The organism is Pseudomonas sp. MAFF 730105, assembly GCF_055380705.1.
The window spans coordinates 6,366,744-6,391,283 of the sequence record NZ_AP018438.1 but is presented as its reverse complement, the minus strand read 5'-3'; the positions used below and the strand labels follow the sequence as shown (position 1 = coordinate 6,391,283).

Annotated in this window: 20 protein-coding genes and 1 pseudogene; 12 read left to right on the top strand and 9 right to left on the bottom strand. The window is 61.7% G+C overall.

Going from position 1 to position 24,540, the window contains the following annotated elements:
• Window positions 1-21 precede the first annotated feature (21 nt).
• A complete protein-coding gene (locus tag PCOSP_RS28250; RefSeq protein ID WP_464709947.1) occupies window positions 22-1,956 on the top strand; it encodes an acetyl-CoA hydrolase/transferase C-terminal domain-containing protein in 1,935 nt (644 codons plus the stop codon).
• 113 nt (window positions 1,957-2,069) lie between these two features.
• Here the strand turns inward: PCOSP_RS28250 and PCOSP_RS28245 are convergent, their stop codons facing one another.
• Entirely contained in the window at window positions 2,070-2,642 is a 573-nt protein-coding gene (locus PCOSP_RS28245) for a xanthine phosphoribosyltransferase (RefSeq protein ID WP_139641127.1), read from the bottom strand.
• 56 nt (window positions 2,643-2,698) lie between these two features.
• Window positions 2,699-4,708, bottom strand: coding sequence for a DNA helicase Rep (gene rep / locus PCOSP_RS28240; protein ID WP_139641125.1), 2,010 nt, complete (start codon window positions 4,706-4,708; stop codon window positions 2,699-2,701).
• A 266-nt stretch (window positions 4,709-4,974) separates the two neighbouring features.
• Between rep and PCOSP_RS28235 the strand changes: the two genes are divergently transcribed.
• Window positions 4,975-6,645, top strand: coding sequence for a putative bifunctional diguanylate cyclase/phosphodiesterase (locus tag PCOSP_RS28235; protein ID WP_139641122.1), 1,671 nt, complete (start codon window positions 4,975-4,977; stop codon window positions 6,643-6,645).
• Window positions 6,646-6,767: 122 nt separating this feature from the next.
• Here the strand turns inward: PCOSP_RS28235 and PCOSP_RS28230 are convergent, their stop codons facing one another.
• Window positions 6,768-8,168: a NorM family multidrug efflux MATE transporter gene (locus PCOSP_RS28230; RefSeq protein WP_139641120.1), complete on the bottom strand. Its 1,401-nt coding sequence runs from the start codon at window positions 8,166-8,168 to the stop codon at window positions 6,768-6,770.
• 146 nt (window positions 8,169-8,314) lie between these two features.
• Here PCOSP_RS28230 and PCOSP_RS28225 point away from each other — a divergent pair, with 146 nt between their 5' ends.
• From PCOSP_RS28225 to PCOSP_RS28215, 3 genes are all read left to right on the top strand, one after another.
• Window positions 8,315-9,235 carry a LysR substrate-binding domain-containing protein gene (locus tag PCOSP_RS28225; protein WP_047702568.1) on the top strand — a complete coding sequence of 307 codons (921 nt, stop codon included), beginning with the start codon at window positions 8,315-8,317 and terminating at the stop codon, window positions 9,233-9,235.
• Window positions 9,236-9,420: 185 nt separating this feature from the next.
• Entirely contained in the window at window positions 9,421-11,397 is a 1,977-nt protein-coding gene (locus PCOSP_RS28220; protein WP_139641118.1) for a methyl-accepting chemotaxis protein, read from the top strand.
• 309 nt (window positions 11,398-11,706) lie between these two features.
• Window positions 11,707-12,921, top strand: a complete 1,215-nt coding sequence (locus tag PCOSP_RS28215; protein ID WP_175362810.1) for an aldose 1-epimerase family protein — start codon at window positions 11,707-11,709, stop codon at window positions 12,919-12,921.
• A gap of 6 nt (window positions 12,922-12,927) precedes the next feature.
• On the opposite strand, the gene PCOSP_RS28210 is transcribed toward PCOSP_RS28215, so the two are convergent.
• Window positions 12,928-14,421, bottom strand: a complete 1,494-nt coding sequence (locus PCOSP_RS28210) for a YifB family Mg chelatase-like AAA ATPase (RefSeq protein ID WP_139641115.1) — start codon at window positions 14,419-14,421, stop codon at window positions 12,928-12,930.
• Window positions 14,422-14,621: 200 nt separating this feature from the next.
• On the opposite strand from PCOSP_RS28210, the gene PCOSP_RS28205 reads away from it, so the two are divergent.
• The 3 genes and pseudogenes from PCOSP_RS28205 to PCOSP_RS28195 all read left to right on the top strand — a co-directional run bounded on the left by PCOSP_RS28205 (window position 14,622) and on the right by PCOSP_RS28195 (window position 17,676).
• A complete protein-coding gene (locus tag PCOSP_RS28205; RefSeq protein WP_175385226.1) occupies window positions 14,622-15,899 on the top strand; it encodes a sensor histidine kinase in 1,278 nt (425 codons plus the stop codon).
• A 136-nt stretch (window positions 15,900-16,035) separates the two neighbouring features.
• Window positions 16,036-16,818, top strand: a pseudogene (locus PCOSP_RS28200) (MCP four helix bundle domain-containing protein); the annotation flags it as partial.
• Window positions 16,813-17,676, top strand: coding sequence for a methyl-accepting chemotaxis protein (locus PCOSP_RS28195; RefSeq protein WP_464712009.1), 864 nt, complete (start codon window positions 16,813-16,815; stop codon window positions 17,674-17,676). The pseudogene PCOSP_RS28200 and the gene PCOSP_RS28195, both read left to right, overlap by 6 nt.
• Window positions 17,677-17,727: 51 nt before the next feature.
• On the opposite strand, the gene PCOSP_RS28190 is transcribed toward PCOSP_RS28195, so the two are convergent.
• Window positions 17,728-17,988, bottom strand: a complete 261-nt coding sequence (locus tag PCOSP_RS28190; protein WP_053148583.1) for an accessory factor UbiK family protein — start codon at window positions 17,986-17,988, stop codon at window positions 17,728-17,730.
• Window positions 17,989-18,401: 413 nt separating this feature from the next.
• Here PCOSP_RS28190 and glnK point away from each other — a divergent pair, with 413 nt between their 5' ends.
• From glnK to sutA, 4 genes are all read left to right on the top strand, one after another.
• Window positions 18,402-18,740 (top strand): P-II family nitrogen regulator, encoded by a 339-nt coding sequence (gene glnK, locus PCOSP_RS28185; protein ID WP_002555808.1) that lies wholly within the window; start codon window positions 18,402-18,404, stop codon window positions 18,738-18,740.
• A gap of 33 nt (window positions 18,741-18,773) precedes the next feature.
• Window positions 18,774-20,108 (top strand): ammonium transporter, encoded by a 1,335-nt coding sequence (locus PCOSP_RS28180; RefSeq protein WP_139641108.1) that lies wholly within the window; start codon window positions 18,774-18,776, stop codon window positions 20,106-20,108.
• A gap of 212 nt (window positions 20,109-20,320) precedes the next feature.
• A complete protein-coding gene (locus PCOSP_RS28175; RefSeq protein ID WP_024780561.1) occupies window positions 20,321-20,746 on the top strand; it encodes a secondary thiamine-phosphate synthase enzyme YjbQ in 426 nt (141 codons plus the stop codon).
• Between the two features lie 101 nt (window positions 20,747-20,847).
• The gene (gene sutA, locus PCOSP_RS28170) at window positions 20,848-21,171 is read left to right on the top strand and encodes a transcriptional regulator SutA (RefSeq protein WP_024780560.1); all 324 of its coding nucleotides are present in this window, start codon (window positions 20,848-20,850) and stop codon (window positions 21,169-21,171) included.
• 195 nt (window positions 21,172-21,366) lie between these two features.
• Here sutA and PCOSP_RS28165 read toward each other — a convergent pair whose 3' ends face one another.
• The 4 genes from PCOSP_RS28165 to dapF are packed head-to-tail and all read right to left on the bottom strand — an operon-like array spanning window position 21,367 to window position 24,539.
• Window positions 21,367-22,071, bottom strand: a complete 705-nt coding sequence (locus PCOSP_RS28165; RefSeq protein WP_464709946.1) for an HAD family hydrolase — start codon at window positions 22,069-22,071, stop codon at window positions 21,367-21,369.
• A complete protein-coding gene (gene xerC / locus PCOSP_RS28160) occupies window positions 22,068-22,967 on the bottom strand; it encodes a tyrosine recombinase XerC (protein WP_055127496.1) in 900 nt (299 codons plus the stop codon). The genes PCOSP_RS28165 and xerC overlap by 4 nt, the downstream gene beginning before the upstream one ends.
• A gap of 2 nt (window positions 22,968-22,969) precedes the next feature.
• The gene (locus PCOSP_RS28155) at window positions 22,970-23,695 is read right to left on the bottom strand and encodes a DUF484 family protein (protein ID WP_041024542.1); all 726 of its coding nucleotides are present in this window, start codon (window positions 23,693-23,695) and stop codon (window positions 22,970-22,972) included.
• A gap of 13 nt (window positions 23,696-23,708) precedes the next feature.
• The gene (gene dapF, locus PCOSP_RS28150) at window positions 23,709-24,539 is read right to left on the bottom strand and encodes a diaminopimelate epimerase (RefSeq protein WP_139641102.1); all 831 of its coding nucleotides are present in this window, start codon (window positions 24,537-24,539) and stop codon (window positions 23,709-23,711) included.
• Window position 24,540 lies beyond the last annotated feature (1 nt).

Genomic DNA, 24,540 nt, shown 5'->3' with positions numbered 1-24,540 from the left:
CGGAATGACCCGGAGGGTAGGATGGTGCAATTGTGTTCAATCGAGCAGGCAGTGGATGACGTCCTGGAACGCCTGCCGGCGCATATCCACCTCGGCATGCCCCTGGGGTTGGGCAAACCCAATCTGTTCGCCAACGCGCTGTACCGGCGCGTTGCCCAACTGCCCGAACGACAACTGACCGTCTACACAGCCCTGAGCCTGGGTCGGCCGAACCTGGGCGACGGTTTGCAAAAGCGCTTTCTCGAGCCCTTCATTGAACGGGTTTTCGGCGACTATCCGGAACTCGATTACCTGGCCGACCTGCAGCGGGACAGCCTGCCGTCCAACATTCGGGTCGAGCAGTTCTTCATGCAGCCGGGCAGCCTGCTGCACAGCGCATCGGCCCAGCAGAACTACGTCAGCAGCAACTACAGTCACGCCGCCCGGGACATCAACGCCGCAGGCTTGAACCTGATCGCGCAACTGGTGGCGAGCGATCCACAGCACCCGGATCGCCTGAGCCTGAGTTGCAACCCCGACATCACCCTCGACCTGTTGCCAATGATCGAGAAGCGGCGGGCGGCGGGGGAGACCATCCTCATGGTCGGCCAGGTTCATAGCGATCTGCCCTACATGCCGGGGAATGCTGAAATCGGCATCGACGCTTTCGATCTGTTGATCGACGAGAAGGACAACCACACGCTGTTTTCCACGCCGAACATGCCGGTGGGGTTCCAGGACCATTTCATCGGCCTGCACGCAAGCAGCCTGGTGCGTGACGGCGGCACGCTGCAAATCGGTATTGGTTCCATGGGCGATGCGCTGACGGCGGCGCTGCTGGCGCGTCAGGCGGATAACGCCGGATATCGGGCGTTACTGGCGGACCTGAACCTCAGCCAGTGGGCGCAACTGATCGAGCGTGAGGGTGGGGTCGAGCCATTTGCCAAGGGGTTGTACGGTTGCAGTGAAATGTTCGTCAACGGTCTGCTGGTGCTGGCGGAGGCCGGGATCATCCGGCGCAAGGTCTACCCCGATGAGCCGACCCAGGAGCAGGCCAACGCGGGCACGCTCGACGAGGCGGCCCAGCCCGACGGCGTCTGTATCCATGGCGGCTTCTTTCTCGGGCCACGCAGTTTTTACCAGCGCTTGCACGAGTTGCCGCAGAGCCGTCGGCTCGAATTCAACATGACCCGCATCAGCTACATCAACGAGTTGTATGGCCAGGAGCGCCTCAAGCGCTTGCAGCGTCTCGATGCCCGCTTCATCAATACCGTGTTCACCATGACTCTGCTCGGCGCTGGGGTGTCCGATCAGTTGGAGGACGGACGGGTGCTCAGCGGTGTCGGCGGGCAGTACAACTTCGTCGCCCAGGGGCATGCGCTGGAAGGTGCGCGTTCCATTTTGCTCCTGCGCAGTTGGCGGGAGTCCGGGGGCGAGATCAGCTCGAACATTGTCTGGGAGTATGGCCATTGCACGATTCCTCGGCACCTGCGGGACATCGTGGTGACCGAATACGGCATCGCCGATCTGCGGGGCAAGACCGATGCCGCGGTGATCGAAGCGTTGCTGAACATCAGTGATTCACGCTTCCAACCGGGGTTGATCGAGCAGGCGCAGAATGCTGGAAAGCTACCGAAGGATTTTCGCCTCGATCCGCGGTTCGCCGACAACACATCGGAGCGCTTGCAGGCGATCCAGGCGCGGCATCCGAATCTGTTTCCAGAGTATCCGTTGGGTGCTGATTTCGACGGAGTGGAGCGGGACCTGTTGCGGGCGCTGAACTGGCTCAAGAGCAAGTTCAAGCTCACCGAAATACTCGAGTTGGGCAAGGCTGCGCTGGATGCCCCGGAGCCCTCGTTGTACCCCGAGCATCTGGAGCGGATGCAACTGGCGAGCACGGAGGGGCTGAAGGAAGATCTGTTCCAGCGCTTGTTGCTGGCGGGTCTCAAAGCCACGGCGCAACAACAATCAACCTGACCTTCCTGTGGGAGCGAGCCTGCTCGCGATGACGGACTACCTGCCAACACTGATGTTGGATGTGCAGGCCTCATCGCGAGCAGGCTCGCTCCCACAAAGGGGGAACTGTGCGGTCAGTCGATGAAGGTCACCACCCCATCCGCCAGGGATTTCACCCGCGCCAGGGACTCGACACGATAGCCTTGGGCGTCCAGTTCCGCGCGGCCACCCTGGAACGACTTCTCGATCACGATCCCCAGTCCGGCCACGGTGGCGCCGGCCTGTTTGATGATGGAAATCAGCGCCTGGGAGGCTTTGCCGTTGGCCAGGAAGTCATCGATGATCAGCACCCGGTCGCTGCTGGTCAGGTGACGAGGGCTGATGGCGACGGTGCTCTCGGTCTTCTTGGTGAACGAATACACGGTCGCCGACAGCAGGTTTTCCGTCAGGGTCAGGGACTGTTGCTTACGGGCGAAAATCACCGGCACGCCAAGGTTCAGGCCGGTCATGATGGCCGGGGCGATACCCGAGGCTTCAATGGTGACGATCTTGGTGATGCCCGAATCCTTGAACAGCGCGGCGAATTCATCGCCGATCTGTTTCATCAACTGCGGGTCGATCTGGTGGTTCAGGAAAGCGTCGACTTTCAGGACCTGATCGGAAAGCACGATGCCTTGCTCACGGATTTTCTGGTGCAGGGCTTCCATGAAGCCTCCTCTGATAACGCCTCAAGGGCTCTGAAGGCGGAAAAAAGTAGTCGATTCTAGCGCTTTAGCATCGCTCGTATATCGGCCAAAGCGCTGTTGCCGCGAACGGCTTTTACTTCAGTCGGGGTGTCGTCGTTGCCTTCCCAGGCCAGGTCGTCCGGCGGCAGCTCATCGAGAAAGCGGCTCGGCGCGCAGTCGATCACTTCACCGTATTGCTTGCGCTTGGCGGCGAAGGTGAAGGCCAGCGTCTGACGGGCCCGGGTAATACCCACGTAGGCCAGGCGCCGTTCTTCTTCGATGGTGTCGGCCTCGATGCTGGAACGGTGCGGCAGGATTTCTTCTTCCATGCCCATGATGAACACGTAAGGGAATTCCAGGCCCTTGGAGGCGTGCAGCGTCATCATTTGCACGCCTTCGGCACCGTCTTCCTCTTCCTGCTGACGCTCGAGCATGTCCCGCAGCACGAGCTTGCCGATGGCGTCCTCGACGGTCATTTCGCCGTCTTCGTCTTTTTCCAGGGTGTTCTTCAGGGCCTCGATCAGGAACCAGACGTTGCCCATGCGGTAGTCAGCGGCCTTGTCGCTGGAGCTGTTGGTGCGCAGCCAGTTCTCGTAGTCGATGTCCATGACCATGCTGCGCAGTGCCGCGATCGGATCTTCCCCGGCGCACTGCTCGCGGACCCGGTCCATGAAGCGCTTGAAGCGCGCCAGGCGGTCGGTGAAGCGGCTGTCCAGGTGTTCGCCGAGGCCGATTTCGTCGGTGGCGGCGTACATCGAGATCTTGCGCTCGGTGGCGTAATTACCGAGTTTTTCCAGCGTGGTCGAGCCGATTTCCCGACGCGGGACGTTGATCACCCGCAGGAAGGCGTTGTCATCGTCCGGGTTCACGATCAGGCGGAAATAGGCCATCAGGTCCTTCACTTCCTGACGGCCGAAGAAGCTGTTGCCCCCCGACAGGCGATAGGGAACCTGGTGATGCTGCAACTTCAGCTCGATCAGCTTGGCCTGGTAGTTGCCGCGGTACAGGATCGCAAAATCGCTGTACGGCCGGTCGGTGCGCAGGTGCAGGCTGAGGATTTCCATGGCCACGCGCTCGGCTTCGGCGTCTTCGTTGCGGCAGCGGATCACGCGGATCTCGTCGCCGTGACCCATCTCGCTCCACAGCTGCTTTTCGAACTCGTGGGGGTTGTTGGAAATCAGCACGTTGGCGCAGCGCAGGATGCGGCTGGTGGAGCGGTAGTTCTGTTCCAGCATCACCACTTTGAGCGACGGATAATCTTCCTTGAGCAGCATCAGGTTTTCCGGACGCGCGCCACGCCAGGCGTAGATCGACTGGTCGTCGTCGCCCACCACGGTGAACTGGTTGCGCTTGCCGATGAGCAGCTTCACCAGCAGGTATTGGCTGGCGTTGGTGTCCTGGTATTCGTCCACCAGCAGGTAGCGAACCTTGTTCTGCCATTTTTCGAGGATGTCGGCGTGTTCCTGGAACAGCTTGACCGGCAGCAGGATCAGGTCGTCGAAGTCCACCGCATTGAACGCCTTGAGCGTGCGCTGGTAATGGGTGTAGACGATGGCGGCTGTCTGTTCCTTGGGGTTGCGGGCGTTTTCCAGGGCTTCGGCGGGCAGCACCAGGTCGTTCTTCCAGGCGCCGATCATGTTCTTGATCTCGTCGACGCCGTCGTCGCCCGAGTACTCCTTCTGCATGATGTCGGTCATCAGGGCCTTGACGTCGGTCTCGTCAAAAATCGAGAAGCCCGGCTTGTAGCCCAGTCGCACGTGTTCCTTGCGGATGATGTTCAGGCCCAGATTGTGGAAGGTGCAGACCGTCAGGCCACGGCCTTCGCCGGCGCGCAGCAGGCCTCCAACCCGTTCTTTCATTTCCCGGGCGGCTTTGTTGGTAAAGGTCATGGCGACGATGTACTGGGCGCGGATGCCACAGTTCTGGATCAGGTGCGCGATCTTGCGGGTGATCACGCTGGTCTTGCCGGAGCCTGCACCGGCGAGCACCAAAAGAGGGCCGCCGACATAGTTCACGGCTTCTTGCTGCCGGGGATTGAGTCGGGACATGACAGGGTCAGGGAGTCGTTTGCGAAAATGGGCCGGCATTTTAACAGGCTTGGAGAATTGTGCTGCTCTGTCCGACTTGTGACGCGGTATGACGAGGCTTCGCTGCCTTGAGGCTGGGATTTGGAGTGGATTGGCGCTGATGTTCGGCCTGGGAATGGAAAAAAATCGCCAGAAGCCCGTTTTTGAGAACTATTGGCACTGGTCATTGTCGGTCGGCAGGTCATAATGCCCAGCGCACCCCCCCTTGCAGAGTCTACGGAGTCAGCTTGTCCACGCCTGTCGAACCCTTGCGTTTGCTGTTATTGGCCGAAGAGCCTGAGTGGTCAGCGATATTACGCGAGTGCCTGGCGCCTATGGCGGGCTCGGTCGTGTTGATCATTGCCCCGAGCTGGGAGTCGGTCAACAGCCTGTTCGAAGACAACCGCAACGCGGTCCTGTTGACGGTCGCGGCCTTGCAACCAGCGCCCGGCCGCTGCCCTCTGCCGACCATCCTGCTGCTTGATCACGAGCCCGCGTCGCTGCCCGACGGCGCCAGCGACTGGCTGGTGCGTGACCTGCTCGACAGTGCGACCCTGCGTCGTTGCCTGCGTCATGTACGTGAACGCGGGGTACTGGAAAACACCTTGCAACGTCTCGCCGAACAGGACCCGTTGACCGGCATTGCGAACCGTCAGGGGTTCCAGACCCTGCTGGCGGCGCGCCTGGCTGAAAGCGAAGGCCGTGGCCTGGCGCTCGGTCACCTGGACCTGGACAACTTCCGTCACGCCAACGACGCCCTCGGGCATCAAGCCGGCGACCGCTTGATCCTGCAGGTGGTATCGCGTCTCAAGGGGGCGCTCGAAGCCGGCGATCAGTTGGCACGGCTGGGCAGCGACGAGTTCGCCTTGCTGATCGATACCCGCCGGGCACCTCAGCGGGCCGAATGGATGGCCGAGCGCATCACCCAAGCCATGGCCGAGCCCTATTGGGTGGACGGCGAAAGCCTGCTGATCGGCTGCAGCCTGGGCATCGCCCATGCTCGGGCCCAGGCGGGTGCCGATCCGTTGATGTGGCATGCCCACATCGCCATGCAGCAGGCCAAGAGCACCCAGGGTTGCACCTTTCATGTCTTCAACGAGCGCATCAACCGCAACGCCCGCAGCCTCGCCGATCTGGAAAGCGAACTGCGCCGGGCGCTGCGTCGCGACGAACTGGAGCTGCACTACCAGCCCCGCCTGGACCTCGAAAGCGGTCGCATCGTCGGCCTCGAAGCCCTGGTGCGTTGGCGTCACGGTGAGCGCGGGCTGCTGCCTCCGAGTGAATTCGTGCCGCTGGCCGAGCAGAGTGGCCTGATCGTACCGCTGGGCTACTGGGTGATTTCCCGTGCGCTGCGGGATATGCAGGCCCTGCGCGAGCGCGGGTTGGCGCCGCTGCACATGGCGGTCAACTTGTCGTTCCGGCAGTTCCAGGACAGCCAGTTGCTGTCGACCCTGAGTCGGTTGATCAGCGAGCGGGGCGTCGAAGCCCAATGGCTGGAGTTCGAACTCACCGAAACCGCGGTCATGCGTCGCAGCGAGTTGGTCAAGCAGACGATGGATGCCCTCGGCCGGTTGGGGGTGCGTTTCTCCCTGGACGATTTCGGCACTGGATTTTCCTCGTTCGTGCACCTCAACAGCCTTCCCATCGCCCTGCTGAAGATCGACAAGAGCTTCGTCGGCGGTATGGAGCAACGCGAAGAGAACCGCAAGCTGGTGCACGCGATGATCAACCTGGCCCACAACCTCAACCTGGAGGTGGTGGCCGAAGGTGTGGAAACCCGCGAGCAACTGGACCTGTTGCGCGGTTTCGGTTGCGATCAGGTGCAGGGCTTCCTGATCAGCAAACCGTTGCCGCTGCCTGAACTGGTGGAATACCTGACGTTCGATGGTCATCAGGCAACGCGGGACGTGGTGGGCTGACCCCACCCCGCGGGCTTACACAATCCCCGGTGGGAGCGAGCCTGCTCGCGATGGCGGTCGATCAGTCAGATCGATGTATCAGACACACCGCTATCGCGAGCAGGCTCGCTCCCACAGGGGTTTCATTCAGTCTGGACGTTCTCGAAACCCTGTTGTCCCGGCTCGCCCCTGATCATCCGCTTCATCTTCCCTTCGAACGCCAACGTCAGGCTTACCGCCGCGCAGGCCAGCCCCAGGGCCAGCCCCCACCAGACGCCGGTCGGTCCCCAGCTCAGGTGAAACGCCATCCACCAGGCCGCCGGCGCGCCAATCAGCCAATAACAACCCAGGCCCACCAGGAACGTGGTCTTGGCGTCCTTGAGCCCACGAATGCAGCCCATGGCGATGGTCTGCGTGCCGTCGAACAGTTCGAACCACGCCGCCACGGCCAGCAGGCTCACCGCCAGGTCGATCACCGGACGGAACGCCGGGTCGTTGTGGTCCAGGAACAAGCCGATCAACTGATTCGGCAACAGCCAGAACACCATGGCAAAAGCCAGCATCACCGCAGCGCCGAAACCAATGCCGACCCGTCCGGACAGTCGGGCCATCAGCAGTTGTCCGGCGCCGTAGTGCTGGCCGATGCGCATGGTGATGGCGTACGACATCCCTGCCGGAACCATGAATGCCACAGACACAATCTGCAGGGCGATCTGATGGGCCGCCAACGGCGTGCTGCCCATGGTGCCCATGCACAGCGCGGCGAACGCGAACAGCCCGACTTCCACGGCATAGGTGCCGCCAATCGGCAGGCCCAGGCGCCACAGCTCCTTGAGGTACTGGCGATTCGGCCGGAACAGCCCCTCAAGCAGTGGATACGCGCGGTATGCCGGATGCCGGTGGATATGCCAGGCCAGCGCCAGGGCCATGCAACTGGCAACAATGGCAGTAACCAGGCCGATGCCCATCAAGCCCAGTTTCGGCAGCCCGAACATACCGGTGATAAGCGCGTAATTGAGCAGGAAGTTGGCCACCGTGCCGCCCAGACTGATCACCATGACCGGCGTGGCCCGGCCGATGGCGCTGGTAAAGCCGCGCAGGGCCATGAAGCTTAGATAGCCCGGCAGGGCAAACGGCAACACCAGCAGGAACTGTCCGGCGGACAGCACGTTGGTTTCGGTCTGGCCGAACATCAGCAGCACCGGCTTGAGGTTCCATAGCAGTAACCCGGCTGCCAGCGCCATCAGCCAGGCCAGCCACAACCCGGCCTGGGTCAAACGGGTGGCCCCCTCGATGTCGCCGGCACCGTGACGGATCGCCACCAGGGTACCCACTGCCGCGATCACGCCGATGCAGAAAATCGACACGAACGAATAACTCGCCGCCCCCAGTCCACCGCCGGCCAGGGCTTCGGGGCTCAGGCGCGCCATCATCAAGGTGTCGGTGAGGACCATCAACATGTGCGCCAACTGCGAGGCAATCAACGGCCCCGCCAGCCGCAGGATAGCCCGGAGTTCGGTACGCACAGGATGCTGCATGATCATCACGCTCCATGTTCAGACGAGGCTGTAAACCGTCGATTCTCGGTGCTTGCGACGCTTTGCACAAAAGGATAAAAACGATGGCAGATATGATTAAAACTCATGTATGGGTTCTTTCTGCTAGGCCCTCGTCATTGGAGCGTTTCCCGATGTCGCGTCGTCTCCCACCTCTTTATGCGCTGCGGGCATTCGAAGCAGCGGCGCGCTACAGCTCGTTCACCCGGGCCGCAGAAGAGTTATCGATTACCCAGAGTGCGGTGAGCCGTCACATCCGCACGCTCGAGGAGCATTTTGCCTGCCGGCTGTTCCAGCGCAGCGGTCGCAATCTGCAATTGACCGAAGCGGCGCGGTTGCTGCTGCCAGGTATCCGCGATGGGTTCATGGCACTTGAGCGGGCCTGCCATACGCTGTCGGGTGAGGACGGCATCCTGCGCATGAAGGCCCCCTCGACCCTGACCATGCGTTGGCTGCTGGCGCGCCTGAGTCGCTTTCGACATTTGCAGCCGGGCAATGAGGTGCAGTTGACCAGCGCCTGGATGGACGTCGATTCGGTGGACTTCAACACCGAGCCTTTCGATTGTGCGGTGTTGTTGGGCAATGGACATTTTCCAGCGGATTGGGAGGCCAGTTTCCTGTTTCCCGAGGAGCTGATTCCCGTGGGCGCGCCGAACCTGTTGAACGATCAACCGTGGGATGTGCAGCGGCTGGCCAACGCCGAACTGCTCCATCCCACGCCAGACCGTCGCGACTGGCGCAGTTGGCTGGAGCGCATGGGCTTGTCCGACAAGGTCTCGCTCAAGGGCGGGCAGGTGTTCGATACGCTGGAGCTGGGCATGATTGCAGCGGCGCGCGGTTACGGTGTTTCCATGGGCGACCTGTTGATGGTGGCCGAAGATGTGGCTCAGGGGCGCTTGAGCCTGCCGTGGCCGACCGCCGTCGCCAGTGGCGAGCATTATTACCTGGTCTGGCCCAAAACCCGTCCGGGAGGTGAACGTTTGCGTCGGCTCAGCGATTTTCTGCAAGGTGAAGTCAAGGCCATGCAACTGCCCGCGGTGGAGCGTCTTGGCTGAAACGTTGCAGTAAGGGTGATAGCAGCCTGTATTAATCCTTGCTGGCCGCTCAAGTATCTCGCTTTGCGGCCGAACCCGTGACATGGAACCCTCGTTCAGAAAGGGCAAAACATATACCTACCTTGAATAAAATGCCGAGCGTGCGACGTGATCAGGATGATCCGGTGTCTCGGCCAGGAGCCGTCATGTCTCAACCCCGTGCCCGGATCGCCTCACAGCTAGGCCTTGCCCTCGCCGTGATATTGGCGATCGTGATCTCCGGCAGTACCGTCTTCGCCTTGCGTTCGCTGGACGCCGCCAACCTTGCCACTCGTGAAGAGCATCTGGCCAGTGAAGCGCGTCTGATGGCCGATCAGCTCAATACCTTCCACGGCACCTTGCGCGAGAGCACCCAGCGCCTGGCTGGCCTGTTCGAAAAGCGCTTCAGCGCGGGCCTGAACGTGCACCCGGACCAGCCGGTTGCGGTGGCGGGCATACAGACGCCGAGCCTGAGCCTGGGTAGCGAAGTGCTGAACAACAACTTCAAGGAAGTTGACGAGTTCAAGCAGATGACCGCCGGGACCGCCACGGTGTTCGTGCGCAGCGGCGACGATTTCATCCGCGTCAGTACGTCGGTGGCCAAGCAGGACGGTTCGCGAGCCATTGGCACCATGCTGGACCACGCCAGCCCGGCTTACGCCCGCTTGATGAGTGGGCAGAGCTATATTGGCCGGGTCTTGCTCTTTGGCCGTTACTACATGACCCAGTACAGCCCGGTTCGTGACAGCGGTGGCAAGATCATCGCCGCGCTGTACGTCGGTTTCGACTACACCGATGCGCAGAATGCCCAGTTCGAGAACCTCAAGCGCTTCCGCATTGGCAAGACCGGCTCGCTGGCCCTGCTGGATGAACAAAGCAAATGGCTGGTACCGCCGGCCGGCGTCCAGGCGCTGGATGCCGCTGTCACGACCGTCGTTGGCCTGGTGAAAGAACCGGGCAAGGGCGCGTTCTGGAGCGACACCGCCGAAGATTTCTATAGCGTCGCCGTACCGTTCGAGGGCGGGCCGTGGGCGGTGGTGGCGAGCATGCCGAAGGCCGAGATTCGCGAGGTGACCTGGAGCGTCGGTACGCAACTGGCCATTGGCAGCTTGCTGGCAATGCTGCTGGCGGTTGGCGCAGCGATGTGGCTGTTGCGCAGCAAGCTGGCGCCCCTGGGCGATCTGGTGCGCCAGGCCGAAGCATTGGGCGCCGGTGACCTGAGTGTGCGCCTGAGCGTGTCGAGCCATGACGAAATCGGCCAACTGTCCCGTGCCTTCAATCAGATGAGCCAGGCGTTGTCGACCATGGTCGAGCATATCCGCAAGGCCTCCCAGGAGGTCAGCAGTCGTGCCCAGGCCCTGTCCGGGTTGTCCAGCGGTGCTTATGAGGGGATGGAGCAGCAGTCCGGCGAAATCACCAGCATGGCCGGCGCGGTGGAAGAGTTCAGCGCTACCTCGTTGAACATTGCCGACAACATGGGCAATACCGAGCGCCTGGCCCAGGAAAACGCCCAGCAGACGCGTATCGGTCGGACATCGATGGATGAAGCCTCTTCGTCCCTGGAACAGATCGCCGGCGCACTGAACAGCACTGCCACGGTTATCAACACCTTGGGTCAGCGTTCCCAGGAAATCGGCGGGATCGTCGGCGTGATCACCTCGATCGCCGAGCAGACCAACCTGCTGGCCCTGAACGCTGCCATCGAAGCCGCTCGCGCGGGTGAGCAGGGGCGTGGTTTCGCCGTGGTGGCGGATGAGGTCCGTAGCCTGGCCTCCCGTACTCGTCAGGCCACTGACGAGATTTCCAGCATGATCACCAGCATCCAGCAGGAAACCGGCAACGCCATCAGTACGATGGAGCAGGGCAACCTGTTGATGCAAGAAGGCCTGTCGCGCAACGCCAACGTGGCCTCGGCGCTGGCTCGCATCGATGAGCAGAGCCGTTCGGCTGGCCAGCAGTTCGCGGCAATTACCACCGCTACCCAAGAACAAAGCAGCACGGCAACCCTGCTCAGCAGCAACCTGCAGAGTATCGCCATGGCCAACAGCGAGCAGCGCGAAGTGGTCTCGAACCTGGCGGTCACTGCCAAGGAACTGGAAAAACTGGCGCAGGACCTGCGCCAGGAAGTCGATCGGTTCCGCTGAGTCCCTTACAACCACCGCAGCAGGCTCGCCCCGGATCATTGTGGGAGCGAGCCTGCTCGCGATGGCTTCAACCGCCAATATCTAATTGCCCCGGCCACTGTGGGAGCCGAGCTTGCTCGCGATAGCATCATGTCAGGCGACAGAGATATCGCCCGATCCAATGCCATCGCGAGCAAGCTCAGCTCCCACACACTTTGTGTCGCTAATTTCTCCGGTCTGCTTTTTTTAAAGTTATTGCCGTTTTTAAGCTTGCTGAAACGTTTCTTCAAGTCTATAAAAACCGCACAACTCCAATAAAAGGCCAAGTCCATGACTCCGCTCAAACTCCTTGTTACCCTCGGCGCCCTGGGCGCTGCCTCCCATGCCATGGCCTGGGACTATGTCCTGCTCGACACCGATAAAGCCGCCCAGCCTTGGCAGATCACCAGCCAGCAGCTCGGCGTGAAGACCGACAAACCCTTTTCCGTGACGATGCGCACCCTGCACGGCGGTCGCCAGGAAGGCGTCAGCATCGTCGACATCGACAACGGCACCATGAAACTGTCGGTCGTTCCGACCCGGGGCATGAACGTGTTGCAGGCGTCGGTCGGAAATGCGCGGATGGGTTGGGATTCGCCGGTCAAGGAAGTGGTCAATCCGGCCTTCATCGAACTCAACGGTCGCGGCGGGCTGGGATGGCTCGAAGGTTTCAACGAGCTGGTCACCCGTTGTGGTTACGAGTGGGTGGGGCACCCTGGCATGGACAATGGCGAACTGCTGACGCTGCACGGTCGCGCCGCCAATATCCCGGCCAACAAGGTCACCCTGCACATCGATGAAAAAGCCCCTTATGCCATTACCCTGAGGGGCGAGTTGAAAGAGCAGGCTTTCAAGAAGGTCGATTTTTCGGTGCAGACCGAGCTGGTCACCGAACCTGGCAGCGTAACTTTCGCCCTCAACGACACGTTGACCAACAACGGCGACTATCCGAAGGAATACCAGGCGCTCTACCACAGCAACTTCAGCACGCCGTTCCTGGAGCAGGGCGCCCGTTTCGCCGCGCCGGTCAAGCAGGTCTCGCCATTCAATGACAAGGCCAAGGGCGACCTGGCCGATTGGCAAACCTACCGGGCTCCCACCAAGGATTACGACGAAACCGTCTATAACGTCGTGCCCTACGCCGACGCCAAGGGTGACACGCTCACCGTGCTGCACAACAAGGCCGGTAGCCTTGGTGTATCGGTGGGCTTCAACACGGCAACGCTTCCCGTGTTCTCCCTGTGGAAAAACACCGATACCCAAGGGCAGGGGTACGTGACCGGGCTGGAGCCTGGCACCAGTTTCTCCTATAACCGCCATTACCAGCGGCCACTGGGCCTGGTACCCACTATCGCGCCGAAAGAGCAGAAGCACTTCCAGATCCGTTACAGCCTGCTGGCGGACAAGGGCGCCGTGGATAAAGCGCTCAAACGGGTCGATGAGATTCAGGGCGATCGAAAAACCGAGGTGCGGAATACGCCGCTGGTGGACCTGAGCAAACCGTGACCCGGTTCAGGCCGTCGCAGGGCGATACTGCAAGGCTTCAGCCAGGTGCTCCCGGCTGATACGGCCAGCTTGCTCTAGGTCTGCCAGCGTCCGGGCAACCTTGAGCAAGCGATGGGCGGCCCGCAGTGACAGGGTCAGTCGCTCGCAGGCCGTTTCCAGCCACGTTTCATCGGCTGTGGATAACGTGCAGTGCCGACGCAGACCGGGCAGATCCAGGAAAGCGTTGGCACAGCCTTGTCGCGTCTGCTGGCGTTCACGGGCTTCGGCCACTTGTTCGGCCACGGTGGCGGTGTCCTCACCCGGTTCGCGCCGGGGATTCAGTGCCGTGGCTTCCCGTGCGACCGTCAGGTGCAGGTCGATGCGGTCCAACAAGGGACCTGAGAGCTTGTTGCGGTAGCGCTGCACCATGTCGGGTGTGCAGGAGCAACGGCCGCTGGGCTCGCCCAGGTATCCGCAGGGGCAGGGGTTCATCGCCGCCACTAGCTGGAAGCGCGCCGGAAAGCGCACGCGGTCGCGGGCACGAGATACGACGATGTGGCCCGATTCCAGCGGCTCCCGCAGGACTTCCAGTACCTTGCGGTCGAACTCCGGTAATTCATCCAGGAATAACACGCCATGGTGGGCCAGAGTGATCTCGCCTGGCTGCGGTTTGGATCCTCCACCCACCAGCGCCGGACCCGAAGCCGAGTGATGGGGCTGGCGAAAAGGCCGTTGTGGCCAATGACTCAAGGGCACGCAACTGGCGACCGACTGGATCGCCGCGACCTCCAGGGCCTCGCTCTCGGCCAGTGGCGGTAGCAGTCCCGGCAAACGACTCGCCAGCAATGTCTTGCCGGTACCCGGTGGTCCGCTGAATAGCAGGTTGTGCGCTCCGGCGGCAGCGATCAGCAAGGCACGCTTGGCCCCGACCTGGCCTTGCACTTCGTTCAGGTCGGGGTAGGGCTTGCTGGCTGAAAGCAGTCCGTTCGAAACGAAAGGCTCGACCGGAGCGTGGCCGTTGAAATGCGCTACCACTTCAAGCAGATGATCCACGGCGATCACTCTCAGGCCCGAGGCCAGGCAGGCCTCCTCGGCGTTCGCCCGCGGCACCACCAGCGTGCGTCCGGCCTTGCGCGCCGCCAGCGCAGCGGGCAATACCCCGCGCACCGGTCGCACGGCGCCGGATAACGCCAGCTCACCAAGGCATTCCACGTCGTCCAGCGTCAGGGTCGGCACCTGCACGCTGGCCGCCAGGATGCCCAGGGCAATGGCCAGGTCGAACCGCCCGCCGTCCTTCGGCAGGTCCGCCGGTGCCAGGTTCAAGGTAATACGCCGCGCCGGGAAGTTCAGCCCCGAATTGATAATCGCACTGCGCACCCGGTCCTTGCTTTCCTTCACCGCCGCCTCCGGCAAACCGACCATCGTCAATGACGGCAAGCCATTGGCAAGATGGACCTCAACGGTAACGGCGGGAGCCTCCACCCCCACCTGGGCGCGGCTATGGACAATGGCGAGCGACATGAATCGTTCCTTGAAAGGGATATAAAGACCGCATCCTGCGGTGCCTGAAGGTTAGTCGTGGGGAGGGGGACCGGCGTGGCAAATGATGAGCGAAATCTTGGCAGGATGTTGCAGGTGGAATGGCGGCCTGGGAGGTGGGGGATTAGGCCTCTGCTAGACTGCGATCTGTGGCAATCCAATAGCACAGGGAGGACGCGGTCGTGAACGATCTGCTGGCGCTGTTGACCGATAACCGCTTCATGCCCCACGGGCATTGCTATCTGTGGCGCCCGGATCTGCTCTGGACCAACGTGATTGCGGATGGGCTGATCACGTTCTCTTACGTCACCATTCCCTTCACGCTCATCTACTTTATCCACAAGCGCAAGGACGTGCCTTTCGACTGGATGCTGGCGGCCTTCGGCGTCTTCATCCTGGCCTGCGGGACCAGCCATGTGATGGAAATCCTGACCATCTGGCAACCTTACTACTGGCTATCGGCGCTGGTTAAGGTGATCACCGCGATTGCTTCGGTGATTACCGCCATCCTGCTGGTTCGGCTGGTGCCCGCGGCCCTGAAGATTCCCAGCCCGCAGCAATTGGCCCGGGTCAACGACGAATTGCGCGAGGCCCAGGCCGAACTGGTTACCACCGCGCGCCGGGCGGGCATGGCGGAAATTGCCACTAACGTGCTGCACAATGTGGGCAACGTGCTTAATAGCGTCAATGTGTCGGCCCAGGTTCTGTATGACAAAGTGCATACGTCCAAAGGGCAGGGGGTCGCCAAGGTTGTTCAATTAATGAAGGAGCATTCCGATGATCTCGGTGACTTCTTCAGCAGCAATCCGAAAGGTCGCGCATTGCCGGACTACCTCGGCAAGCTGGCCGAGTCGCTGGCAATCGAGCAGCAGAGCATGATCAACGAGTTGGCGCAGTTGACCAAGAGCATTGACCATATCAAGGAAATCGTCGCTACCCAGCAGTCCTATGCCGGCAATTCCAGCGTGCTGGAGCCGGGCTCGTTGCGAGAGTTGATCGAGGATGTGGTGCGCATCTGCCATGTGTCCCTGGCCCGCCATCAGGTGACGGTGGTCAAGGAGCTCAACGATATCCCGATCATGGCGCTGGATAAGCACAAAGTGCTACAGATATTGATCAACCTGATCAACAACGCCAAGCAGGCGCTCGATCCGGTCTCGGATCGTCCGTCCCGGATCACCCTGCGCCTGAAGGCCATTGACGACAAGCGCGTACGGATCGAGGTCGAGGACAACGGCGAGGGTATCGCCATGGACAACCTCCCCCGGTTGTTCGAACACGGTTTCACGACACGGGCCGACGGCCATGGTTTCGGCCTGCACAGCTGCATCCTGGCGGCTCATGAAATGGGCGGCGAGCTGACCGTACAGAGTGCCGGGCCGGGACAGGGAGCATTGTTTGCGTTGGAGCTGCCGATTGCGCTCGATCAGGAGCAGTCCCTGCAAGCCGCGGGTGGTTGAGCAGCGACGATAGCGACGCATCATCGTTGAATAATCCAAACGGTCATGCGATTCCCTGCATTGTGATCAATATTTCACATGACTAGCATTCCCCGGCTGATATGGCGAAGGGCCATTGCTCCGTAGGGATCCGCTAATGAACTGGCTCAATGACGCAAAACTTTCGACCAAACTGATCATTTCGTTTTTCCTCTGCGCCCTGATTACGCTCGCCGTGGGCATGCTGGGCGTCAGCGGCGTTTCCGCGCTGTCGGCCCGCCTGCAGGCAGTGTTCAACAACAACCTGGTCTCGGTCGCCAATACCTCGCAGACCAAGACCAAGGCCGTCGGACAGACCCGCGATATGTACCGGCTGTACGTGGCGACCGCAGGCAACGCCCCACAGAGCGTGAAGGATGAGTTTCTCGCCTCGATGAAAGCCAACCAGTTGGCCAGCGAAAAGGCGTTTGCCGATTACCGCAAGGGAAACCTGGCTGAGGACGAGCGCCTGGCCGGTGACCAGATGGCGCGCGACTGGCCCGTCTACCAGGCGATGGTGCAGCAGTACTTGGCACTGATGGCGGCGGGAGACTTGGAGAACGGTCGCACGCTGCTGTTGGGAGATTTGCAGAAGGCCTACCGCAAGGTGATGGATCAGTTGACGATCATGATCGACTCCAACGACCGCCAGATCAGCGAAGACGCCAAGGCTGCCACGCTTCAGGAAGTGACGGCCAAGACGGTGTTGTACAGCGGCATTGCCATCGCCTTTATTGCGGCGCTGCTGCTGGGCATGTTCATCAGCCGCCTGATCAGCCGACCGATTGCCGTGGCGGTCGACTGCGCGCAACGCATTGCCCAGGGTGACCTGACCCAGCACATCAACAGCAACAGTCGCGACGAGGCCGGTCAACTGCTCAAGGCCCTGGGCGATATGCAAGCCAGCTTGAAAACCACCATCCAACAGATTGCCTGCGCCTCGGAACAGTTGGCTTCCGCTGCCGAGGAGCTCACCGCGGTCACTGACGATGGCAGTCGTGCCCTGATCCGGCAGAACGACGAAATCCAACAGGCGGCCACGGCTGTGACCGAGATGACCTCTGCCGTGGAGGAGGTGGCTCGCAATGCCGTTTCCACCTCGCAGGCGTCCCAAGCGACCAGCTCGCAAGCCAGCAATGGGCGCGATCAGGCTCGCAATGCAGTGCAGGCGATCAACAATGCGACCCGGGAACTCACCTCATCCACCGAACTGGTCAGTGTTCTTGCCGGGCAGGTCCGGGATATCGGTAAGGTGGTGGATGTGATCCGCGGGATCGCCGAGCAAACCAACCTGCTGGCGCTCAACGCAGCGATCGAGGCCGCGCGGGCAGGGGAGCAGGGTCGCGGCTTTGCCGTGGTGGCCGATGAGGTTCGCGCACTGGCGGCGCGTACCCAGTCGTCTACCGGCGAAATCGAAAGCATGATCCACGCGGTCCAGGATCGTGCCGATAGCGCGGTCGATGCGATGAGCAAGAGCCAGGCACTGGTTACCGAGACCCAGGGCTTGGCTCGGGCGACCGGCGAGGCGTTGGAGCAGATTGCTGACGGCATTTCGCAGATCAACGACCGCAACCTGGTGATCGCCACGGCGTCCGAGGAGCAGGCCCACGTGGCCCGTGAGGTGGATCGCAACCTGGTGAATATCCAGGATCTCTCGACCCAGACCGCGGCGGGGGCGAACCAGACCAACGCATCGAGCCAGGAACTGTCCAACCTGGCGCTGTCCTTCAATACCCTGGTCGGCCGCTTTCGCCTCTGACGCCTGGGAGTGATTACGCCTGGGCCAGTACCAGGCGTATCCCGAGCCTGCTTATTCCTGGGTTGGAGCCAATCGCGCTTCCAACTCCGCGACCTTCGCCTCCAGGCTTTCGAGGCGCGCCCGGGTGCGGGCCAGCACGACCATCTGACTGTCGAATTCTTCCCGGCTCACCAAGTCCAGTTTGCTGAAGCCGCTTTGCAGCAGTGCCTTGAACTGGCTTTCGATTTCGCTTTTGGGCAGCGGAGTGTCGCCGCTCAAGAGGCGGGAGGCGTGGCCACTGAGGGCGTCGAGCAGGTCTTTGGGGGCGAGCATGGCAGCAATCCTGAAAACGATGGCGGCAGTGTATCACGCAGTGTCTATAGTCAATTCGCATGCATCGGATGCACGCTTTTCGCGCACGGGGCTGGAGGTTGTCGCACTGTTGTTGTGCGTATCGCGGCGGTTGGTGGCGTGAGAGAGGTGGGCTCGACGGTTAAAGAGTTGAAATCACGGGGTTTTGGTGCAGATGGCAAGGTTTCTGCTTAGAGGCTCATGACCCATGCACTGATGCAGTCGTTGTGACGATGCAGTGCAGCCAGGCGAAGCGGGGAGCTGCGGCTGGCACGGTTGACTGGCGCTGGTCGGGCAACTTGGGCCGACGATGCGTTACAAAGCCAGGCACTGCGCTTAGACTTGAGTCGGGTTTGTTTTCCTGGGGCAAGTCCACCAATTCGGGAGAAAGTTTCATGAAGCTAGTCACTGCCATCATCAAGCCGTTCAAGTTGGACGACGTGCGCGAGTCGTTGTCCGAGATCGGCGTGCAGGGCATTACCGTCACTGAGGTCAAAGGCTTCGGCCGGCAGAAAGGTCACACCGAGCTGTATCGCGGCGCGGAATACGTGGTCGATTTCCTGCCCAAGGTGAAGATCGACGTCGCCATTGACGACAAGGATCTTGACCGGGTGATCGAGGCAATCACCAAGGCCGCCAACACCGGCAAGATCGGTGACGGAAAGATCTTTGTGGTCAATCTGGAACAGGCTATTCGCATCCGTACCGGCGAAACCGATACCGACGCCATCTAAGCCGCCAAACCCAACGCCCCAGGAGAAAACAATATGACTCTGCGTAAATTCGCAGGGCTAGGAGCCCTGTTGTCCTTCGTAATGCCTGGCCTGGCCATGGCAGAAGAAGCGGCAGCCCCTGTCCTCAACTCTGGCGACACCGCCTGGATGCTGACAGCCACGATTCTTGTACTGTTCATGACCATTCCCGGCCTGGCGCTGTTCTACGGCGGCATGGTTCGCTCGAAAAACCTTCTTTCCGTGATGATGCAGTGTTTCGCCATTACCGGTCTGATCAGCATCCTGTGGGTCATTTATGGCTACAGCATTGCGTTCGACACCACCGGCATGGAGCAGGGCGTCGTCAACTTCAACTCCTTCGTCGGTGGCCTGGGCAAGGCGTTCCTGGCGGGCGTGACTCCGGCGAGCATCACCGGTCCGACAGCGCTGTTCCCTGAAGCGGTGTTCGTCACTTTCCAGATGACCTTCGCCATCATCACCCCGGCCCTGATCGTCGGCGCCTTTGCCGAGCGGATGAAGTTCTCCGCCATGCTCATCTTCATGGGCGTGTGGTTCACCTTGGTGTATGCGCCGATTGCGCACATGGTCTGGTCCGGTAACGGTGGCCTGCTGTGGGACTGGGGCGTGCTGGACTTCGCCGGCGGCACCGTGGTGCACATCAACGCCGGTATCGCAGGTCTGGTGGCGTGCCTGGTACTGGGCAAGCGCAAAGGCTTCCCGACCACGCCAATGGCACCGCATAACCTGGGTTACACCCTGATGGGCGCCGCCATGCTGTGGGTCGGCTGGTTCGGCTTCAACGCCGGTTCCGCCGTCGCCGCCAACGGCACGGCCGGCATGGCCATGCTGGTCACTCAGATTGCTACCGCTGCCGCAGCATTGGGCTGGATGTTTGCCGAATGGATCACCCACGGCAAGCCAAGCGCACTGGGCATCGCCTCGGGCGTGGTGGCGGGTCTGGTTGCGATCACTCCGGCGGCTGGCACCGTGGGCCCGATGGGCGCCCTGGTGATTGGCCTGGCGGCGGGCGTGGTGTGCTTCTTCTGCGCAACCACTCTCAAACGCAAACTCGGCTATGACGACTCCCTGGATGCCTTCGGCGTGCACGGCATCGGCGGTATCCTCGGCGCGATCCTCACCGGTGTCTTCGCTGCGCCGGCCCTGGGTGGCTTCGGCACCGTGACCGATATCGGTGCGCAAGTGTGGATTCAAGTCAAAGGCGTGGGCTTCACGGTGATCTACACCGCGATCGTCACCTTCATCATCCTCAAGGTCCTGGACGCCGTTATGGGTCTGCGTGTCTCCGAGGAAGAAGAGGCTGTTGGCCTGGATCTGGCCCAGCACAACGAGCGTGGCTACAACCTGTAAATCCACGCAAAAAAATATGCCCGGTTCGCCGGGCATTTTTTTGCCTGCGATTTGTCAACGCTCACAGGAAGAGCCAGTTTTTCCGAGGCCTTTTTGTCTGGCGGGTGGCAGGGGTTTTCCAGCGCCAAAGGCTTACATCGAAGGTGGAATATTAGGCTCTTTGTTTTTTTCCTGAGCGCGCTAGAATGCGCGCCGAGCGTGCGGAGAACTGTATGTGGCAACAGACGCTGATTACCCTGCGGGCAAGGCCCCGGGGCTTTCATCTGGTGACGGACGAGTTGCTCGCCGGCCTGCCTGAACTACGGGCGTGTCGCGTCGGTCTGTTGCATCTGTGGCTGCAGCATACCTCGGCCTCGTTGACCATCAACGAGAACGCCGATCCGGCGGTACGTCGAGACTTCGAACGATTTTTCAATCGGCTGATCCCACAAGGAACTGCCGATTATGAGCACAACGACGAAGGCCTGGACGACCTCCCGGCGCACTTCAAGGCCAGCGTGCTGGGATGTCAGCTCAGCCTTCCGGTAACGGACGGGCGACTGGCACTGGGTACCTGGCAAGGTGTTTATCTGGGCGAGCACCGTGATCATGGCGGTGCTCGTAAAGTCCTCGCCACCTTGTACGGTGAAGGGGCATGACCGCCGATTGCCGGTGGATGTTGAATTTTTTCTGGCAGCCTTCGACAGATGGCGTAGCTGGGCTATAACTAATCTGCTTTTCGCAAGTCATGAGGTAGAACATGAGCGACGATGATCTGGAAAACGACGACCTCGAAGTAGGTGAAGAAGACGAGGCCGAAGACGGCCTGGAAGCGGCAGCCGAAGACGTTGCCGACGACGATGGCGCCGATATACCGGCCCCGACCGCCAAGGGTAAGGCCAAGGCTGCGGTGTCGGTCGACGAGTTGCCGAGCGTTGAGGCCAAGAACAAGGAGCGTGATGCGCTCGCCAAGGCCATGGAAGAATTCCTGGCCAGGGGCGGAAAGGTGCAGGAAGTGGAGGCCAATGTGGTCGCCGATCCGCCCAAGAAGCCTGACAACAAGTACGGCAGCCGCCCTATCTGAGTTCTGCTTCCTGCTTGCCGAAAAAGCCCGCCGTCGTCGCGGGCTTTTTCGTGGGCATAAAACTGTTGCGCCGGCCCTTGTGGGAGCGAGCCTGCTCGCGATGGCGGTGTGTCTGTTACATGAGCGTCACTGGGACGCCCTCATCGCGAGCAGGCTCGCTCCCACAGGCCACAGGGTTTGGTGGTGTTCTCGGATTCAGCCCTGGCTGTGCCATCCCGCCAACAACCCCGGCAACTCGGTCAGGCTGCGAATCTCCGCATCCGGTACATGGTCGGCATCCCAGGCCTTGCCTGCCGGGTTGAACCACACCGCCCGCAGGCCGGCCTGTTGGGCGCCGGCAATATCGTCACCGGGATGATCGCCAACGTGCACGGCGGTCTGCGCCGTGGCACCGCCGCGTTGCAGGGCCTCGTGGAACAGCCGCGCATCAGGCTTAGCGATGCCGATGTCCTCGGCACACAACGCGAACTTGAAGTAATCCGCCAGCCCGAGGCGACGCACATCGGCGTTGCCATTGGTGACCACGCCAAGGGCGAAGTGGTTGGCGAGGATTTCCAGGGTGGGCTGCACCTCGGGAAACACCTCCAATTGATGGCGGGCATACAGGAACGTCTCGAACCCTTGGTCCGCCAGCTCGGACGCTTGCCACTGGTCATAGCCGGCTTCTTGCAGCGCACGGAACAGCACCCTCCGCCGCAATGCGCTGATGCGATGCTTCAGGCCGGGCTCTTCGCGCAATACCTGCTCGCGAATCGAAAACAGATGCTCCACCGGCACGCCGCCCAGGTTCGGTGCGTTGTCGGTCAGCCACTGGCGGAGAACGGCTTCGGCCGTGGCGATCACCGGGGCGGTGTCCCACAAGGTGTCGTCGAGGTCGAAAGTGATGAGCTCGATGGTCATGATTCGTCGCCCTTGATGCGTTTGGCCCGGGGATGGGCACTGTCATAGACCGTCGCCAGGTGCTGGAAGTCCAGATGGGTATAGATCTGAGTGGTCTTGATGTCCGAGTGGCCCAGCAGCTCTTGCACGGCTCGCAGGTCCTGGGAGGACTCCAGCACATGGCTGGCGAAGGAGTGCCTGAGCATGTGCGGATGCAGGTTCTGCCCCAGCTCGCGTTCGCCGGCAGCCTTGACCCGCACCTGGATCGCCCGTGGACCGAGGCGCCGTCCCTGTTGGCTGACGAATACCGCGTCATCGGCAGGATTGCTCAGGGCGCGCAACGGCAGCCACAGCTCCAGTGCTTCCCGGGCCTTGCGGCCAATGGGCAGCAGGCGGGTCTTGCTGCCCTTGCCGAGCACCTGGACCATGCCGTCGGCCAGGTCCAGTTGATCCAGGTTCAACCCTGTCAGTTCGGAAAGCCGCAGGCCGGAGGAGTAGAACAGTTCGAGAATCGCCTGGTCCCGTCGCGCCAGGAAATCATCCTCGACTGCGCCTTCAAGTAATTGCAGGGCGCGGTCGGTGTCGAGGGTTTTCGGCAGGCGACGCTCGCCCTTGGGCGGAGCCAGGCCGGTGGCCGGGTCGTGATCGCACAGGCCTTCGCGGTTGAGGTAGTGATACAACCCGCGTACCGCGGAGAGCAGGCGCGCCAGGCTGCGGGACGACTGTCCCTGTTGATGCAGGCGCGCCACCAGGCTGCGCAGGCGCTGGATGTCCAGGGCCTGCCAACTGCCGACGTTCTGTTTCTGGCACCAGCCCAGCACTTTTTCCAGGTCGCGGCGATAGGCCGCCAGCGTGTGGGGTGACACCTGGCGCTCACTGCGCAGGTGTTCGCAGTAGGCGTCCAGCTGTCGTTCCATCATCAGCGTACCGAGCGCAGCGAGCCGGCAACCCGTGGCAGTACCCGGCCGGTGACTTCGGCGATGTAGCTCAGGAACAGCGTGCCCACCGAGCTTTTGTAGTGCTGCGGGTCACGGCTGGCGATGGCCAGCACGCCATGGACGCCTTGGTGGGCGATGGCGACGACGGCGGTGGAGCCGATCTGCTTGCGCTGTTCCTCGCCGAAGAGGAAGTCCAGCTCGTGTTCGCGCAAGCTGCCGCTGACGCTTTTGTTCTCGGTGAGCAGGCCGCCAATGGCGGTCTGCGCTTCGGCATGGGTCACCCAGCGGCCCACCGGCATGGCGTTGTCGCCGAACAGGATCAAGCTGACAAAGGGCACCTGGAAATCCTGGCGCAGGCTGTCTTCGACGCTCATGACCAGGTCTTCGAGGGTGCTGGCGTCCATCAGGGCCAGGATCAGGCGGCGGGTCTTGTCGAAGAGCCGGTCGTTGTCCCGGGCGACGTCCATCAGGTGAGAAAGGCGGTGACGCATCTCGATGTTGCGCTCACGCAGGATCTTCATCTGGTGCTCCACCAGCGACACGGTGTCGCCGCGCCGGTGGGGAATGCGCATCACTGAAAGCAAGTCTTCACGTTCGACGAAGAAATCCGGATGAGCCTCCAGGTAAGCGGCCACCGCCGCGGCCTCCGGAAGCGGGCTCGAGGATTCATCGGGCTGTGGCGCTGGAACCTGTGGCTTGTCGGTCATGGGTTTGGCTCACTCAAAGACGAACTTGTCCTTCGTATACGCGCACTGCCGGGCCGGTCATCATCACCGGTTGGCCGGGGCCTGCCCATTCGATGGACAGGCGCCCGCCGGGCAGGTCGATCAACAGGGGCGAATCCATCCACCCCTGGCTGATCGCAGCGACGGCGGCGGCGCAGGCGCCGGTGCCGCAGGCCTGGGTTTCCCCGGCACCGCGTTCCCAGACACGCAGTTGCGCGCGGTGACGGTCGATGACCTGCAGGAAACCCACGTTCACCCGTGCTGGAAAGCGCGGATGGTTCTCGATCTTCGGCCCCAGTTCATGCACCGGCGCGCTATTGATGTCGCTCACTCGCAGCACGGCATGGGGATTGCCCATGGACACCGCCGCCAGTTCCACCGTGGTGTCATCGACGTCCAGCTGATAGCTCAGGGCCTGGGCCGATGCTTCGAACGGGATATCTGCCGGCACCAGGCGGGGAGCGCCCATGTTGACGCCGATCTGACCGTCGTTGCGCACATCCAACTCGATGATGCCGCTTTTGGTCTCGACGCGAATCCTGCGTTTGGCCGTCAGGCGCTTGTCCAGCACGAAGCGGGCGAAGCAGCGTGCGCCGTTGCCGCATTGTTCCACTTCCGAACCGTCGGCGTTGAAGATCCGATAACGAAAGTCCACGTCCGGGTTGTTGGGCGCCTCGACGATCAGCAACTGGTCGAAACCGATACCTGTGTGCCGATCGCCCCATTGCTTGGCATGCTTGGGCAGAATGTGCGCGTGCTGGCTGACCAGGTCGAGAACCATGAAGTCATTGCCCAGGCCGTGCATCTTGGTAAAACGCAGCAGCATG